Genomic DNA, 15,141 nt, shown 5'->3' on the forward strand with positions numbered 1-15,141 from the left:
ACCTCGGCAGCGCGGCGCCCGTCGCCCTGCCGCTTTGGTGATGCCCATGAAAAACCTTGTCCTGCGTGTGAACGACACGCTGTACCGCAGCTGCATCTGGGTCGCCGGCCTGTCGATCCTGGCGATGTCGCTGATCATTCCCTGGGGCATTTTTGCCCGCTACGTGCTCGGCACCGGCGCCAGCTGGCCAGAGCCGGTGGCCATCCTGCTGATGGTGGTGTTCACCTTCGTCGGCGCCGCCGCCAGCTACCGCGCCGGGGCGCACATGGCGGTGGCGATGATTACCGATCGCCTGCCACCGCTGCAGCGCCAGCTGGTCGCGCTGCTGGTGCAGGTGCTGATGATTCTGGTGTGTGTATTCATGACCTACTACGGCACCAAGTTATGCATCACTACCTGGAACCAGTTTCTGGCGTCGCTGCCGGGTGTACGGGTGGGCATGACGTATGCGCCGATCCCGGTGGGTGGCGTGCTGACCCTGGTCTTCGTGCTGGAAAAACTTCTGCTCGGCGACCAGAGCCATCGCAAGGTGGTGCGTTTCGACCATGTAGAAGAAAGCGAAGGAGTGGCGTAAATGGATGCGTTCATTCTGTTGGGCAGTTTCGTTGCGCTCATCCTGCTGGGCATGCCGGTGGCCTATGCACTGGGCCTGTCGGCGTTGATCGGTGCGTGGTGGATCGACATCCCGCTGCAGGCGATGATGATCCAGGTGGCCAGTGGGGTTAACAAGTTCTCACTGCTGGCCATTCCGTTCTTCGTGCTGGCCGGTGCGATCATGGCCGAAGGCGGCATGTCACGTCGGCTGGTGGCCTTTGCCGGGGTGCTGGTGGGCTTCGTGCGTGGCGGGCTGTCGCTGGTCAACATCATGGCTTCGACCTTCTTCGGGGCGATTTCGGGCTCGTCGGTGGCCGACACGGCCTCGGTGGGCTCGGTGCTGATTCCGGAGATGGAGCGCAAGGGCTACCCGCGGGAGTTTTCCACCGCCGTGACCGTCAGCGGCTCGGTGCAGGCGCTGCTGACCCCACCCAGCCACAACTCGGTGCTGTACTCGCTGGCGGCGGGCGGCACGGTATCGATTGCCTCGCTGTTCATGGCGGGTGTCATGCCCGGTTTGCTGCTGAGCGCGGTGATGATGGGCCTGTGCCTGATCTTCGCCAAGAAGCGCAACTACCCCAAGGGCGAAGTGATCCCGCTGCGCCAGGCGCTGAAAATTGCCGGTGAGGCGCTGTGGGGCCTGATGGCCATGGTGATCATCCTGGGCGGCATCCTGTCGGGTGTGTTCACCGCGACCGAATCGGCAGCCGTGGCGGTGGTGTGGTCGTTCTTCGTGACCATGTTCATCTACCGCGACTACAAGTGGCGCGACCTGCCCAAGCTGATGCACCGCACGGTTCGCACCATCTCCATCGTGATGATCCTGATCGGCTTTGCCGCCAGCTTCGGCTACGTGATGACGCTGATGCAGATCCCGTCGAAGATCACCACGGCGTTCCTGACCCTGTCGGACAACCGCTACGTGATCCTGATGTGCATAAACTTCATGTTGATGCTGCTGGGCACGGTGATGGACATGGCGCCGCTGATCCTGATCCTCACACCGATCCTGCTGCCGGTCATCACCGGTATCGGCGTGGATCCGGTGCACTTCGGCATGATCATGCTGGTGAACCTGGGCATCGGGCTGATCACCCCGCCGGTGGGGGCCGTGCTGTTCGTGGGCTCGGCCATTGGCAAGGTGAGCATCGAGTCGACGGTGAAGGCGTTGCTGCCGTTCTACCTGGCGCTGTTCCTGGTGCTGATGGCGGTGACCTACATTCCGGCCATTTCCCTGTGGCTGCCTAGCGTGGTGCTCTAACTGAACCCGGGGCCGCCTTGCGGCCCCGGGTTCTCTCTGCAAATGGACCCTGCACATGGCTGTTCCCTCCTCTGCTGCCCCGCTGTTCCCACGCAAACTGGCCATCGCCTTGCTGGCCCTGCTGGCCTGTTCATTCGCCGGTAACCACATCGCCGCTCGCATCGCCTTCGATGACGGCACCGGCGTGCTGCTGGCGATCCTCTGTCGCTCAGGCATCACCTTGCTGGTGCTGGCCTGCCTGCTGCTGTGGCAACGCCAGGCGATAGGCCTGCCTGCGGGTACCCGTCACTGGCAGTTGCTGCTCGGCCTGCTGATCGCCACCCAGAGCCTGTGCCTGTACTCGGCAGTGGCGCGCATCCCGGTGGCATTGGCGCTGCTGGTGGGCAACACCTTTCCGATGTTGCTGGCATTGCTCACCTGGGCACTGGGTGGCGCACGGCCTACTGGCCGCCCGGTGCTGTTCATGGGCCTGATCCTGTGCGGCCTGGTGCTGGCGCTGGATGTACCGGCACGCCTGGCCGACAGTGGCACGGCCAACTCGCACTGGGCGCTGGGCGTCAGCCTGGCCTTTGGTGCCGCCTGTGCGTTTGCCTGTGCCTTGTGGATCACCGACCACAAACTGGCTGCCGTACGCGGGCCAGTGCGCAGCCTGCTGACCTTGCTGATCGTGTTTTCCAGCATGCTGGTTGCAGGCGCAAGCGGCGTGATGCCGTCGGGCTTGTCACTGCCCGGCAGCAGCGGTGGCTGGGTCGCCTTGGGCAGCCTGGTGGTGCTGTACGGCCTGGCCTTCACCTTGCTGTTTGTGTGTGTGCCAAGGCTGAACATGGCGCAGAACGCACCGGTGATGAATGTCGAACCCATCGCGACACTGCTGCTGGGCTGGGCGTTGCTCGATCAGCAACTGAGTACCCCGCAACTGATCGGCGCCGCCGTGGTGGTGTGCGGCATCGTGCTGCTGACCTACCGTCGGGCCCGTTGATTGTTCATTTGAAAGGAGCCTTGAATGGCTGTGACCGAGCTGCACCTGCAAGATAACCTGACCCGCCTGAGCCTGGCTCCGGAACTGGGCGCCAGCCTGGTCAACTGGGAAGTAAAGGCAACCGGGCAGCCATTGCTACGCCATTCCGACGCGGCCGCGATGGCCACCGCTACCCCACGACGGCTGGCCTGTTACCCGCTGGCGCCGTGGTCCAATCGCATTTCCGAGGGTGGCTTTTCCCGGCCCGAAGGCTGGCAGGCACTGGCGCCCAATACCACGCACGACGCTTACCCGATTCATGGCAGCGCCTGGCAACAACCCTGGCAGGTGGAGCACCACAGCGAGCGGCGCGTGCGCCTGACGCTGCGCAGTGACGTGCCATTTGCCTACCAGGCCACACTGGATGTGCACTTGCATGAGGGGTGCCTGAACCTAGACCTGCATGTCACGCACCTGGATGGGCGGGCTAACTGGTATGGATTGGGATTACATCCCTACTTCCCGCGGTATCCCGATACCAAGCTGCATGCAGCGGCACGCAAGGTGTGGCTGGCCGAAGATGGGCGGTTGCCATCGTATGAGGCCGAGATACCAGAGCGGTGGAGTTTTGAAACCCTGCGAGGATTGCCTGACACAGTCGTGGATCACGCGTTCAATGGCTGGCCGGGGGAATGCGTGATCGAACAGCCCGGTGCCGGGTATCGCTTGGCGTGCAGTGCCAGTGGGGCTGAGCATTTCTTGCTGTTTTGTCCGCAGGGACAAGGTTTTTTCTGCTTTGAGCCGGTTACCCACCCGGTCAATGCCCATCACCTGCCGAGGCGGCCAGGGCTGAGGTTGTTGCAGCGAGGGGAAGCGATGAGCCTGGGCTTCAGGATGCAGTATCAGCCGTTGTAACCAGATTGCTTGAATTGGGGCCGCTTTGCGGCCCCAAAATCTCAAGCCTTATGCAAGCACCTCAGTCGAAGCCATTACCGGCTTCTCCGAAGATAGCGTTCGCACCTCCCGCGCCACCTTCCACACCAACACCGCCGCCACGATATCGAACGCGGCCAGCACCACGAACAACGGGCTGTAGCCAATCTGCGTGACCAGCACGCCGAACACCAGCGTAAACGCCGCCGCCCCCAGATACCCGCACATGCCGCCCATACCGGTCGCCGTGGCCACCTGGTCCTTGCTGAACGAGTCGGAAGTGATCGAGTACAGCGCCCCCGACAGCGTCTGGTGGGCAAAACCGCCAATGCACAGCAACAGGATCGCGGTGTACGGGCTTTCCACCAGGCCAATGCAGGCCGGGCCGATCATGCAGCTGGCACCGAACACCAGCACCATCTTGCGTGAGGTGAACAGCGACACCTTGAAGTAGCGGTGGAACAGCGGGCTGAGGTAACCGCCCAGCACACAGCCGATGTCGGCCGCCAGGAACGGCAGCCAGGCGAACATCGCCACTTCCTTGATGTTCATGTGCCGCTCGGTCATCAGGTACAGCGGAATCCAGGCATTGAAGGTTTGCCAGGCAGGCTCCGACAGGATCCGCGCCGATGCGATGGCGTAGAAGTTACGGGCCTTGAAGATACGCTTCCACGCGCCCTTCTCGCGGGTGTCCTGCTTGAAGTGCGCTTCCTGCCCGGCCAGGATGTAGTCGCGCTCCTCGTCACTCAGGCGTTTCTGGTCACGCGGGTGCTTGTACAGCAGCATCCACAACAGGGTCCAGACAATGCCCGAAACGCCAACGATCACGAACGCCAGCTGCCAGCCACTGTGCAGGATCGCCCACACCACCAGCGGCGGCGCCAGCAAGGCGCCGAGCGACGAGCCGATGTTGAACCAGCCAATCGCCACCGATCGCTCCTTGGCCGGGAACCACTCGGTGGTGGCCTTGACCCCGGCCGGCAAGCCGGCGGCTTCGGTCATGCCCAGCAACCCACGCATGAACGCCATGCTCTGCCAGCCGGTGGCCAGGGCCGCGCCGGCACAGGCCAGTGACCAGGCCATGGCGAACACGGCAAAGCCCAGCTTGGTGCCGATGAAGTCGATGAACCAGCCGGCAATGGGCTGCATGAGGGCGTAGCACACCTGCCAGGCAGCGACGATCTTGGCGTACTGCTCGGTACTGATGGCGAGGTCGGTCATCAAGGTGGGGGCAGCCACCGAGAGGGTGTTGCGGGCGAGGTAGTTGACGACGAGCCCAGCCGTGACAAGGCTGACCATCCACCAACGGATGCCTTTCATCTTCATGGTTCACCTGAATTTCTTGTTTTTAGAGTGGCGAGCGTTTGGCGCAAACGCCGGCAGGGCTATTTGCGACAAATTGTTTCAGGCGAAAGAGTGCCACGTCATAGGTCGTCGTACAACAAATATTATTTCAAGCTGTTTTAACCACTGTTGTACGATCTCAATCGAGTTGTTGGGCTCGCAGTGCCTGCGCCAGCATGTCGATGAAGGCCCTGACCTTGGCCGAGCCATACTTGCTCTCCCGGTGCAGTACATGAATTGGCCAGGGCGCCTCTTCGTACTCGGCCAGAATCACCTGCAGTTGCCCGTTGGCCAGTTCATCGGCCACTTGGTACGACAACAACCGGGCAATACCCAGCCCGCCACTGGCAGCCGCGATGGCCCCATCGTTGCTGGTGACCGTCAGCCTCGGCTTCATGCGTACCATGGTCGGCTCTTCTGTCACCCCGAAGCGCCAGCCGGCACGGGGCGACAGGTTGGTGGTGCCGATTACCGCATGCCCGGCCAGGTCCGAGGGATGTTTCGGCGCGCCATGTCGCGCCAGGTAATCGGGGGATGCGCACAACATGCGCCGCACCCTGCCGACCCGCAACGCCTTCAACCCCGAGTCGGGCAACGGGCCGATGCGCACCGCAACGTCCATGCCCTCCTCGACCATGTTCACCACGCGGTCCAGGAAGTAGGCAGACACATCGACCTCAGGGTACTGCTGCAGGTAGCGGACGATGCACGGCATGACGAACTTCTTGCCGAACAGGATCGGCGCGGTAACCGCCAGGTCGCCCTTGGGGGTGGCGTTGATGCCCGCAGCGGCGGCGTTGGCCTCGTTGATGCTGGCGAGGATATGCCGGGTGTCTTCCAGGTAGCGGCCTCCCGCTTCGGTCAGGCGTACGCTACGGGTAGTGCGCAGCAGCAGTTTTACCCCAAGCTGGTCTTCCAGGGCGCTGACGGCGCGGGTGACGGCGGCCGGAGAAATATCCAGGCGGCGGGCAGCAGCGGCGAAGCTTTCCAGCTCACCTACGGCGACGAACACCTTCATCAGGTGGATCTGGTCCATGCGGGCTCCTGAGGACATGAGGTGCCGGGATTATTATTCATCTGGGCATTTTGTGCTGCCCGCGAAGAGGCCGGGACTGGTTTGTCAGATGTCCAGCACCAATGCCTGTAACCCCTCCTCCACCTGCGCCGGCACCGCACAACAGATCAACACCGACCCCGCCTCCGGCAGCTCTGCCGGTGGATTCGGGTAATGCACCTGGCCACTCACAAGTTTGGTCTTGCAGGTACCACACGAGCCACCCCGGCAACTGAACTCCGGCGCCAGCCCACGCGCCTCGGCCAGCTCCAGCAAGGTACCGCTGCCGGGTGCCCAGCGCGCTTCCTTGGCCGATGCCGCGAAGTACACCGGCACGGGCTCGCTGGCCGCAGGCGGCTGTTGCAAGGTGGGCTGGTCGGCGTCCGTGTGCCGCCGCAACGTCGACGGCCCGAAGGCTTCTGCGTGAATCCGCGCATCCGGCACATGCACGCCGCGCAACCCTTCATACAAGTCCTGGGTAAAACTGCCCGATCCGCACAGGTAGAAATCGTAGTCGTCCAGCGCCAGCGTCGCCTTGACCTGCTCGATGCCCAGACGCCCGGCAAACTCGTAATCTCGCCCAAGCAGCGCTTGGCCTTCCGGCTGACTCAGGGCGCGATGGATGTGCAGCAAGCCTCCCGCCTGTTGCCGCAAGCTCGCCAGTTCCTGCCTGAACGGCAGGTCGGCCAGGCTACGCGCGCCATGGAATAAGTGGATGTGCCGCGTCTGGGCCTTGCTCAACTGCTCGCGCAGCATGGCCAGTAATGGCGTGATTCCCACCCCCGCGCCAATCAGCACCAGCGGCCGCGTGCTCTGCATGTCCAGCGTGAAGCTGCCCATGGGTGGACGCACGTCAAGCACATCGCCGGGCGCAATGCGCTCATGCAAGTGGCGGGAAACCGGGCCCTGGGCTTTGACGCTAATACGCAAATAGCCATCGGAAGGTGCGCTGGACAAGCTGTAGGTGCGGATCAGCGGCGCTTCACCGTCACGCTCTACCTGCACCGGAACATGTTGCCCGGGTGCAAACACCACAGCGCTATCGCTGGGCGGCTGAAGGTAGAACGAACGGATATCACGGCTCTCCTGCTCCACCCGCAGTACGCGCCAGGCTTGCCATTGGCGCTGTTGCTGGCGTTGCTGCAAACGCGCTTCGGCCTCAGCCCAGATGCCGGTCATCAGGCTGGTCGGTGCGTACTCCTTGAAGGCCCAGCGCAGGGAAACCGCAGCCGGCCGCCACACCACCTGCTCGACCTCCAGCGTCCACAGCCGCTCTGCACCTTCAAAAGCCTGGATGGCCGGGTTTTCCAGCAGCACCTCGGCACGTCCGCACACCTGCAGAACGTTGCCGCTGCTGAAGTCGATGAACAGCAAACCTGCCCTCGGGTTAACCCACAAGTTGCCCAAGGTGTTGAAGTGCAGGTTACCGGCGTAGTCGGGAATGGTCAGCGTGTTGCCTTCGACCTTGACGAACCCTGGCCGACCGCCTCGGTGGGAAACATCCACCGAGCGCTGGCCGCTTTCATGCTCGACATAGCTGGCGACGAAGCATGTGTCAGCAGACTGGATCATGCTGACGGTCGTGGCATTCAGTGTTGTGGCATCGACGCGCCCTTGGGCCGGTTCGGTGACGCGGGTGTAGTCGCGCAGCTGGATGTACTGCGGGCAGTTGCCGAACGACTGCTCCACCGCCACCTGCAATTGCCCCGCAGCAGCCTGGCGGATCTGCCCGTTGATGCGGTTGCGCCGGCGGGTGTGCAGCTCGATGCCCAGCAGGCCGATTGCCTGCCCGGCGACCAGCCCCGGGGTGGCGGGGTCATCTGCCGGTAACTTGGTGTCAATCGTCAATTGCCGTGGGTCGGGCGAGCTGACGAAACCTTCTGGCCCTTCCAGCAGCGTCGCCCAGGGCCGACCCTGAGCGTCAACGCTAGCCGCCACCATGAACGGCAACTGGTGATAGAACGTGCGGTGCTGGTCGGGCATGTAGTCACGAATGACCTTTTGCCCGAACGCCTCCATGCGCTCTGCTACACCGACCTTTTCCTGCAGGGCTTGCTCGCCCGCATGCCAGGGCGAGGGGCGTTGGTCCGGCGTCTGTCGCATGGCGGCGTTCCTCCCGAGGGCGGGGTGTCAGGCGCTGGTCTGCAGCCCGATCACGGTACGTGGCATGGGCACGAAGCCCGGCAGTGACTCGATCCGCGCCAGCCAGCTACGCACATTGGCATAGGGCTCCAGCGACACATTGCCCTCTGGTGCGTGAGCGATGTACGAGTAGTTGGCGATGTCAGCGATAGTGGCTTTGTTGCCGGCCAAGAAGGGCGACTTTGCCAGCTCGGCATCGATCACCTTGAGCAGGGTGTGGGCGCGGGTGATCACTTCGTCGGTGTTGAACGCAGCACCGAACACGGTCACCAGGCGGGCAGCGGCGGGGCCGAAGGCCAGCGGGCCTGCAGCGACCGACAGCCAGCGTTGCACGCGGGCGGCAGCGGCTGGCTCTTCGGGCAGCCAGGTGCCGTTGTCATATTTTTTGGCGAGGTAGACGAGGATGGCATTGGAGTCTGCGATCACCGTGCCGTTGTCATCGATGACCGGTACCTGGCCGAACGGGTTAAGGGCCAGGAAGTCCGGTTGCTTGTGGGCCCCTTTGGCCAGGTCGACGAACACCAGCTCGGTAGGCAGGTTGAGCAGAGACAGCATCAGTTCAATGCGATGGGCGTGGCCAGACTTGGGGAAGTTGTAAAGCTTGATCGGGTTCGACATGGGCTTGGCTCCTGGTCAGCACCGGAGTGGGCTGATGGAGCACATGCTGCACCTGATCGGCGCAGAGCAGAATCCGTGTGATGAGGAAACCATAATTTCGCTGCGCGAAATAATTCGCCAGTTCGGTCGTGCCAAACTCCAATTGCCGCGCCAGCGCGACCCCGCATCCCCGAGCGCCTGGCTGCCACACTGTCGGCGTTCGAGATCCGCCGCAAGCACCTCTGAGCCGACTGTGTGCTGGATCTGCTGGTCTCTTCGCGGTTCTACCAGCGAAAAGGCCAGCAGCCTTATTGCAAACTCTGTATCAGTGCAGCTTGTTGAAATACCGGAACAGCCCCCGCGCGGCCTCGACCACCTGTGGCACGCACGCCTGGATATCGGCTTCGCTCATCTGGTCCAACAACTCGAAGTTGTCCTCCAGCCCATGCAGCGAAATAGCCTTGAGCAGTTGATCCTGCTCTGGCGGCAACGCCTCCCAACCGGCAACCTGGGTAGCGCGCATGTAACCGAAGCACCACTCCTCCATGACGATCACATGGCCTTCCTCACCTTCGTTTTCTTCGAATAGCGGCTCGAAGTGGTCGACGTCGTCACCCAGCTCTTCTGCCACCTGGTTGGCATAGCGCAGCATCAACGCGGTGTACGCTTCTTCGTGCGCAGGCTTCTTGAACTTCGGCACCTTGCCACCGGCTACCGCAGGCAGCCATTGCTCGGGGTAGACGGTGACCGGCGAGCTGGCGAGCGCGGTGAAAAAACCATTGAGTTCGGCCAGGTTCAGCACCGAGTAGTCGTTGCCGTAAGTGATCAGCAGGTCTTCGAGGCGATCGAGTTCTTTTTCGCTGAGTGCGGGGAGCATGGGCGTACATCCTGAGAAGCAAAAGTGTGTGCACCCTAGCACAGCAACGCTTGAAGGGTTGCCCGTGCGTGCCACTGCACGGGCAGATTTTTCAGGAGGACAGCCAACGCGGCAACTCATGCTGCCGGTCGGTGGCAATCAGCAGCCACAGCAAGATGCGGCACTTGCGCGGGCAGAGCTGCCCGGCCATGTGCACACCTTTTTTCTGCAAGTCGATCTCGGAGCCGGAAAACCCGTAGGTTGCCCCGGCTGTAGGTCCCTTACCTGTGCGAGTGGCGACAATGACTGGCAGGGTTGGCGTCATGTGCTCCAGAGCATCAGACCAACTGCCGGAAACATGGCCAGCGCCAAAGCCGGCGATGACCAACCCGTCGTAACCCAATGTGGGCACAGCCTGCAGCAATGCCGTGTCAGCGTCCAGGCACGCCTCGAGCAGGGCAACGCGCTGGTCGGAACGTCCCGGTAACGGCAGCACTTCCCGCCTGTCTGGTGGATGGCGATACGTAGCGACGCCCTCTACAACTTCGCCCAGAGGACCAAAGCCAGGCGACTCGAATGCCGCCATCGCCAGGCTGGCCGTCTTGCGAACCCTTGCCGCGCAATGAACCTGATCATTCATCACCACCAGCACACCACGCCCACTGCTGCCTTGTGCCAATGCAACCTGTGCCGCAGCCAGCAGGTTGGCCGGGCCATCGTTGCCCGGCTGGCTGGCCGAGCGCATCGCACCGGTCATCACCAACGGCGCATCGAATGGCCAGAGCAGATCAAGGAAATAGGCCGTTTCCTCAAGGCTGTCGGTGCCTTGGGTCAATATCACGGCCCGGGCACCGCGCTCGACCTCGCAGCGAGCCCAGGCCAGCACATCCAGCAGCGCCCTGAAGCTGAGCGATGCACTGGGCACCAGGCACAATGACGTTACGTTCAACTGCGCCATCTCGCGCAACTGTGGGACCTGAAGCAGTTGCTGCTCACAATCCAAAGTGGGCGTTACACCACACCCAACCGCCGCAGCCTGCATACTGACTGTCCCCCCCAAACTGGCGATCGACAGCCTGGGCAGGCCCGAATGCTCAATCATGCTTCTCCCCCCAAAAGTAACCCGATCAGCGGTACGATTCCCAACGTGCTGACGGCCATCGACACTACGTTGCCGATGTAGCCATGCATATAGGTCGGCAACCGCTGAGTGATCGCCACTGCCAGCGGTGGAGCCACCAGCGCACCCAGCACTGCACTGGCCACGACTACTTGCCAACTGCCTCCATGCGTCAGCACTGCGGCCGGCACGATCGAGACGATCGGAATGTAGGTAGGGTACCACCCACGGGCTTGCCACTGGCCGCGCCAGAATACGACTCCGACCAAAGACGCCAAGGCCTGCCCAGCCACTATGTGCATCACCAACATTGAACCGTATGCGGGGGCCGCCGGGACCAACAGGTAAGCCAGTAACACGCCCAGTAGTAGACCGAGGCTGGCCAGCTCATTGCCAAAGAACGGCGCTTCGCTGAAGTCGGCCAGCACACGCCGCAAGGTCCAGACCACACCGTAGTCTGGTTGGCTGGCCACAGGTTTCGCAACGTCGGGTTCGTGGCTTTGACGTACCCATGACGGGAAACGCCTGCACAGCAGGAACGCGACGACACTTGCCACGGCCATACCACTCACGTTGCCGATGACCACAGGCAACTGCAGGGGATAGCACAGGTAGTTGACCATCAGCAGACTCGCCGGGGTTACCAGTAGTGCCCCCAGTAGCGCGCCTGTGATCGTCACTCGCCAGCCCGCGCCAAACAGCAGCACCATGGCTGCCGGCAGTGACACGAAGGCCACAAACGTTGGTTGCCAGGTGCCACTGGCCAAGGTCCATCCCCACAAGGCGTGGCTAAGTAAAAGGCCCATTAGCGAGCTGGTAAACACCCATGGCCACAGTCCGCTTCCATAGCAGATGGCAAACCCCTGCCAGCGATACCCGCGAAGATGGGCCCAATGTGCCAGGCTAGCGCCTAGCAGCAAGCCCAGCGCAGGCAGCTCATGCTTGTAGAAAGCGACCTCGCTGATATCGCCCACTATCCAGCGCAAACGGCTCAGCGGTTGGTCGAGGGTCGCCGCCAGTTGCCCGTAGTCTGGCCATTGGCCTGACGCAAGGCTGGCTACCAGCAGCATTAACAGGCAGGTGAAGATCAACACAGGGGAACGCTGCCGATTGGGCAGCAATAATGGCTTCATCTGTGGATCCTCAGCGTGGCATAGGCGCATGCAGGCGGTAGCCAAGCGCAGCATCGTAGAGATCGGTACGGCGATCACGCTGCAGGTCGTTGAGGCTGTTCCAGATCGGCGCTGAACGTGCGTTGCTGAGGTCGACATCGGCATACAGAATGCTTTCCTCCTCCGCACTAGCCACCTCACCAATGGGCCAGCCATTGGTTCCGGCAATCAACGAACAACCGAGAAAGCGCCCCCCTCGCTCACTGCCGATACGGTTTGCGGCGGCGATGTAGACATTGTTTACGTGCGCGGCCGTCATGGTCAGGTACGACGCCATGCAACGCCCTGCTTCATCAAACAGGGGTGGCGGTGTCCACACCCAGTTGTTCAAGCTGCATATGATGTCCGCGCCTTGCGCTGCCATCAGCCGCGGCACTTCAGGGAACCAGATGTCCCAGCAGATCAGCAGGCCGATACGCCCGATTGGCGTCTCGAATACCGGAAAACCGAGATCGCCAGGGGTGAACCAGAGCTTTTCCTGATTCCACAGGTGAGCCTTGCGATAGTGCCCAAGCAGGCCGTCGGGGCCGAACAATGCGGCGCTGTCGTAAAGCTTCAAGCCATCACGCTCGGCAAATCCTGCGGCCAGGTACACCTGATACTCCCTGGCGAAATCAGCCCAGGCTTTCAGGCTGCGGCCTGCCTGCAGTGTTTCAGCATGGGCATAGGCCTCGGCACGGGAGTGAAAGGTATAACCGGTGTTGGCCAGCTCGGGCAGCACGATCAGATTGGCACCTTCACGCGCCGCACGCCGGGCCAGTGCCAGGCCTCTGCTCAGGTTGCCATCGCAGTACTCTAGCCCGACCTGTGGGTCGTACTGGATGACAGCGATACGTACGGGGCTGACGGGGGTGCGTTGTTCAGACATGGCGACTTCCTTTTTGTGGTTGTTCTGGAAGGTCGCCAGTAGAGCGGGGTTGCGCTTGGGAGGGACAGTCGGGCAGGTCCTATGGGAGCGAAGGAGAAGCGAGTAAGTGCAGTAGGACGAATCTCACAAAAACACCCAGACGCCGCTATTTCCCAAGTTGATAATGCGGATAGTGCTCAAGGGTGAAGCCTCCATTGAACGTTGCGGATGTGTTGTTGCAAAGATTGATGACTGCATCGAGCGCGGTGCGTAAACACGGCTCGGTCCAGCCGGCGTCAACAGAGAAGGACTCTCCAGCCAAGTACAACCCCGAGCTGGCACTGTAATCGCGGTTGTATTTCATCAGGCCGACCGCGTCGTAGTAGGTACCTGCGCGATACAGCTTCGCGCAGCCGAGCGCATTTTTGTCCGTCGCCCAGCGCTGTATGCGAATGTTTCGGGTATCGATGTAGGGCGATATAGGTTCAGTCACATTGCTGCAGCGCAGGAGGATCCGGTCGAGTTCCTCAAGGCACTTCCTGGCCAATTCTTCATCAGTAAATGCAGCTAGCTTCGTTGCATCGTCCTCCCAGGTGTAACTGAGCAAGATACAGTCATCTGTGTAACGGTCGTTGTACCGATAGGCATAGACATCGTGGACAAAGCTGTCGGTAACGAGAATCTGGGGTAGCGCCGGCTGTCGGTCCAGAAAGCTCTTCTTCAGTGGTGCGTAGACCTTGCAACTGGTTTCCCAGTGAGCATGCTTCCAGGCGTCCACAATCGACGGCGGCAGTACCCGACGGCTGAAACCTTCGAGGCGTATATTGGTTTCAATCAACCAGGACGGGAGGGTCAAGATCACACTGTCGAAGTCATCGTACTGAAGGCGTTGATGCTCAGAGTCACTGTTGTGCCAACGGTATCCGACGCGAATGCCGCCCCCATCCAGTTTTTGCAGTGAACAAACCGAAGTGTCCGTCAACAGCCCGTCATCTCGTTGAAGGAGGTAGTCGTAGAGCGAAATGCCGTTCATCCCGGCATCCAGAAACAACAAGCTTTCATCCATTGCAGCGAGACCGATGTAAGCGGGTGCCTTGAACATCAGTCCCCTGCTGTCAGGGACGTTGCTGGCTTCCAGATACGGCGCAGCGTAAGGTGTACCCTCTTGGTCAACGCGCCCATGCACCAATTGCAAATGGCTGCTGAAACCAAAGATGGCTGTACGCAGCGGGTACAGGCAGCAGACATCATAGAAGGCCCCCCAACTGCCGTCGCCAATACCGATTGCATAGAAAATGGCCGACTCTTCACTGTTCATGCCCAGTCCGCCAAAATCACCGGGGTTTGCGGGATCCCATACATCCAGCGTGGGCAAATGCACCAGATCCCTGAATGACAACTGGTGATAGCGTTCGACAACAGCCTGCCACATCGACGTCCAACGTTCAGTGCCATATACAATGGCGATGCGCTCGGCAAACTGCCGGGCGAAGCGATGCCATTTTTCATAGACGTTTTGCAGCGTAGCAGTAGGCGGAGGGGTATTTCCTTGTGGGTTGCACCAAACCAGCAGCTTCGGCTCCCCTTCGCCGTCTAGTTGCCCGTCGCGAAGATAGATACCGGTTGCATTTACCCAAGGTGTCCCCGGGTTCGGGAAATCGGAAAGCCGTAGCTCAAACAGCTTGGCGTAATAGGCCATGAGCGAACGTCCATCTTTCGGAGATTCGCCTGTCCTGTTGAACAATGGCATGCGCATGGCCCCCATTTCGAATGGGGTTAAAGGCTGCTTGTGATTACCCTTCTGGTTCACCACTGTCAGGTGGCGGCCGCCAACACGCTGGGACTGCTCCATCAAGGTGATGCGGGTATAGCCGCAGCGAAACAGTTCCCGAGCGGCAGTCAGCCCTGTAACACCAGCACCGACAATACAGATTCGATGCTCGGGCTTTGCGGCATATGCAACGCCTCCCTCTTGTTCAATCAAACGACGGTAATCAAAGCAAAGATCGGGAGGGTTTGGAAAACGCGCGGCCCACGGTTGTAGTGGCGATGTAGGCTCTATGGCCAGATCAGCAGGATGGTTATGTGTCGAACCGATGGTCATATTCTCGTGCTCCCCATGAATTGAAGAGCCTGAGAATGTCCAATTTGGAGATCGGTTGAGAGGTTGCTATACACCACCAGCCAACACCCACAGGACGTATAGACCCTGTGGGTGCCAGCTTGAAGCTACGCCTTACACCGCCAGCGCGCGCTCACGCAG

General features: G+C 61.3%; 13 protein-coding genes. 4 read left to right on the forward strand and 9 right to left on the reverse strand.

The genetic code is table 11. The annotated features are described in order from the left end of the window. Positions 1-46 precede the first annotated feature (46 nt). From ACF8MI_RS00285 to ACF8MI_RS00300, 4 genes are read left to right on the forward strand one after another with little or no spacing between them, the layout of a single operon-like run. Positions 47-574, forward strand: coding sequence for a TRAP transporter small permease (locus ACF8MI_RS00285; protein WP_016712038.1), 528 nt, complete (start codon positions 47-49; stop codon positions 572-574). Beyond that, entirely contained in the window at positions 575-1,855 is a 1,281-nt protein-coding gene (locus ACF8MI_RS00290) for a TRAP transporter large permease (RefSeq protein ID WP_060498589.1), read from the forward strand. It abuts the gene before it with no gap. 55 nt (positions 1,856-1,910) lie between these two features. Then, positions 1,911-2,834 carry an EamA family transporter gene (locus ACF8MI_RS00295; protein ID WP_104833295.1) on the forward strand — a complete coding sequence of 308 codons (924 nt, stop codon included), beginning with the start codon at positions 1,911-1,913 and terminating at the stop codon, positions 2,832-2,834. Between the two features lie 24 nt (positions 2,835-2,858). Then, complete coding sequence (locus tag ACF8MI_RS00300) at positions 2,859-3,728, forward strand: aldose 1-epimerase (RefSeq protein WP_104833296.1); 870 nt, start codon at positions 2,859-2,861, stop codon at positions 3,726-3,728. A 48-nt stretch (positions 3,729-3,776) separates the two neighbouring features. On the opposite strand, the gene ACF8MI_RS00305 is transcribed toward ACF8MI_RS00300, so the two are convergent. The 9 genes from ACF8MI_RS00305 to ACF8MI_RS00345 all read right to left on the reverse strand — a co-directional run bounded on the left by ACF8MI_RS00305 (position 3,777) and on the right by ACF8MI_RS00345 (position 14,982). Continuing rightward, positions 3,777-5,072: an MFS transporter gene (locus tag ACF8MI_RS00305; protein WP_200929152.1), complete on the reverse strand. Its 1,296-nt coding sequence runs from the start codon at positions 5,070-5,072 to the stop codon at positions 3,777-3,779. Positions 5,073-5,229: 157 nt separating this feature from the next. Further along, positions 5,230-6,126 (reverse strand): LysR family transcriptional regulator, encoded by an 897-nt coding sequence (locus tag ACF8MI_RS00310; protein WP_104833297.1) that lies wholly within the window; start codon positions 6,124-6,126, stop codon positions 5,230-5,232. Positions 6,127-6,210: 84 nt separating this feature from the next. After that, entirely contained in the window at positions 6,211-8,247 is a 2,037-nt protein-coding gene (locus tag ACF8MI_RS00315; RefSeq protein WP_200929151.1) for a pyridoxamine 5'-phosphate oxidase family protein, read from the reverse strand. Between the two features lie 27 nt (positions 8,248-8,274). After that, entirely contained in the window at positions 8,275-8,904 is a 630-nt protein-coding gene (locus ACF8MI_RS00320) for a glutathione S-transferase family protein (protein WP_104833299.1), read from the reverse strand. A gap of 304 nt (positions 8,905-9,208) precedes the next feature. Beyond that, complete coding sequence (locus ACF8MI_RS00325) at positions 9,209-9,760, reverse strand: UPF0149 family protein (protein ID WP_060498583.1); 552 nt, start codon at positions 9,758-9,760, stop codon at positions 9,209-9,211. 91 nt (positions 9,761-9,851) lie between these two features. Next, positions 9,852-10,841, reverse strand: coding sequence for an asparaginase (locus ACF8MI_RS00330; protein WP_060498582.1), 990 nt, complete (start codon positions 10,839-10,841; stop codon positions 9,852-9,854). Further along, a complete protein-coding gene (locus ACF8MI_RS00335) occupies positions 10,838-11,992 on the reverse strand; it encodes a hypothetical protein (protein ID WP_200929150.1) in 1,155 nt (384 codons plus the stop codon). Before ACF8MI_RS00335 ends, ACF8MI_RS00330 begins: the two co-directional genes overlap by 4 nt. A gap of 10 nt (positions 11,993-12,002) precedes the next feature. Then, on the reverse strand, positions 12,003-12,899 hold the full coding sequence (locus ACF8MI_RS00340; protein WP_060498580.1) for a nitrilase family protein: 897 nt from the start codon (positions 12,897-12,899) through the stop codon (positions 12,003-12,005). Between the two features lie 145 nt (positions 12,900-13,044). Continuing rightward, the gene (locus tag ACF8MI_RS00345) at positions 13,045-14,982 is read right to left on the reverse strand and encodes an FAD-dependent oxidoreductase (RefSeq protein ID WP_200929149.1); all 1,938 of its coding nucleotides are present in this window, start codon (positions 14,980-14,982) and stop codon (positions 13,045-13,047) included. Positions 14,983-15,141: the final 159 nt, after the last annotated feature.

The organism is Pseudomonas sp. yb_9 (assembly GCF_043103635.1).
Lineage (GTDB): Bacteria > Pseudomonadota > Gammaproteobacteria > Pseudomonadales > Pseudomonadaceae > Aquipseudomonas > Aquipseudomonas monteilii.

Excerpts from the sequence above, each read along its gene's own strand:
- ACF8MI_RS00335 (WP_200929150.1), bottom strand. The coding sequence starts at position 11,992 with ATGAAGCCATTATTGCTGCCCAATCGGCAGCGTTCCCCTGTGTTGATC.
- ACF8MI_RS00290 (WP_060498589.1), top strand. The coding sequence starts at position 575 with ATGGATGCGTTCATTCTGTTGGGCAGTTTCGTTGCGCTCATCCTGCTG.
- ACF8MI_RS00305 (WP_200929152.1), bottom strand. The coding sequence starts at position 5,072 with ATGAAGATGAAAGGCATCCGTTGGTGGATGGTCAGCCTTGTCACGGCT.
- ACF8MI_RS00285 (WP_016712038.1), top strand. The coding sequence starts at position 47 with ATGAAAAACCTTGTCCTGCGTGTGAACGACACGCTGTACCGCAGCTGC.
- ACF8MI_RS00330 (WP_060498582.1), bottom strand. The coding sequence starts at position 10,841 with ATGATTGAGCATTCGGGCCTGCCCAGGCTGTCGATCGCCAGTTTGGGG.
- ACF8MI_RS00325 (WP_060498583.1), bottom strand. The coding sequence starts at position 9,760 with ATGCTCCCCGCACTCAGCGAAAAAGAACTCGATCGCCTCGAAGACCTG.
- ACF8MI_RS00300 (WP_104833296.1), top strand. The coding sequence starts at position 2,859 with ATGGCTGTGACCGAGCTGCACCTGCAAGATAACCTGACCCGCCTGAGC.
- ACF8MI_RS00295 (WP_104833295.1), top strand. The coding sequence starts at position 1,911 with ATGGCTGTTCCCTCCTCTGCTGCCCCGCTGTTCCCACGCAAACTGGCC.
- ACF8MI_RS00340 (WP_060498580.1), bottom strand. The coding sequence starts at position 12,899 with ATGTCTGAACAACGCACCCCCGTCAGCCCCGTACGTATCGCTGTCATC.
- ACF8MI_RS00345 (WP_200929149.1), bottom strand. The coding sequence starts at position 14,982 with ATGACCATCGGTTCGACACATAACCATCCTGCTGATCTGGCCATAGAG.
- ACF8MI_RS00315 (WP_200929151.1), bottom strand. The coding sequence starts at position 8,247 with ATGCGACAGACGCCGGACCAACGCCCCTCGCCCTGGCATGCGGGCGAG.
- ACF8MI_RS00310 (WP_104833297.1), bottom strand. The coding sequence starts at position 6,126 with ATGGACCAGATCCACCTGATGAAGGTGTTCGTCGCCGTAGGTGAGCTG.
- ACF8MI_RS00320 (WP_104833299.1), bottom strand. The coding sequence starts at position 8,904 with ATGTCGAACCCGATCAAGCTTTACAACTTCCCCAAGTCTGGCCACGCC.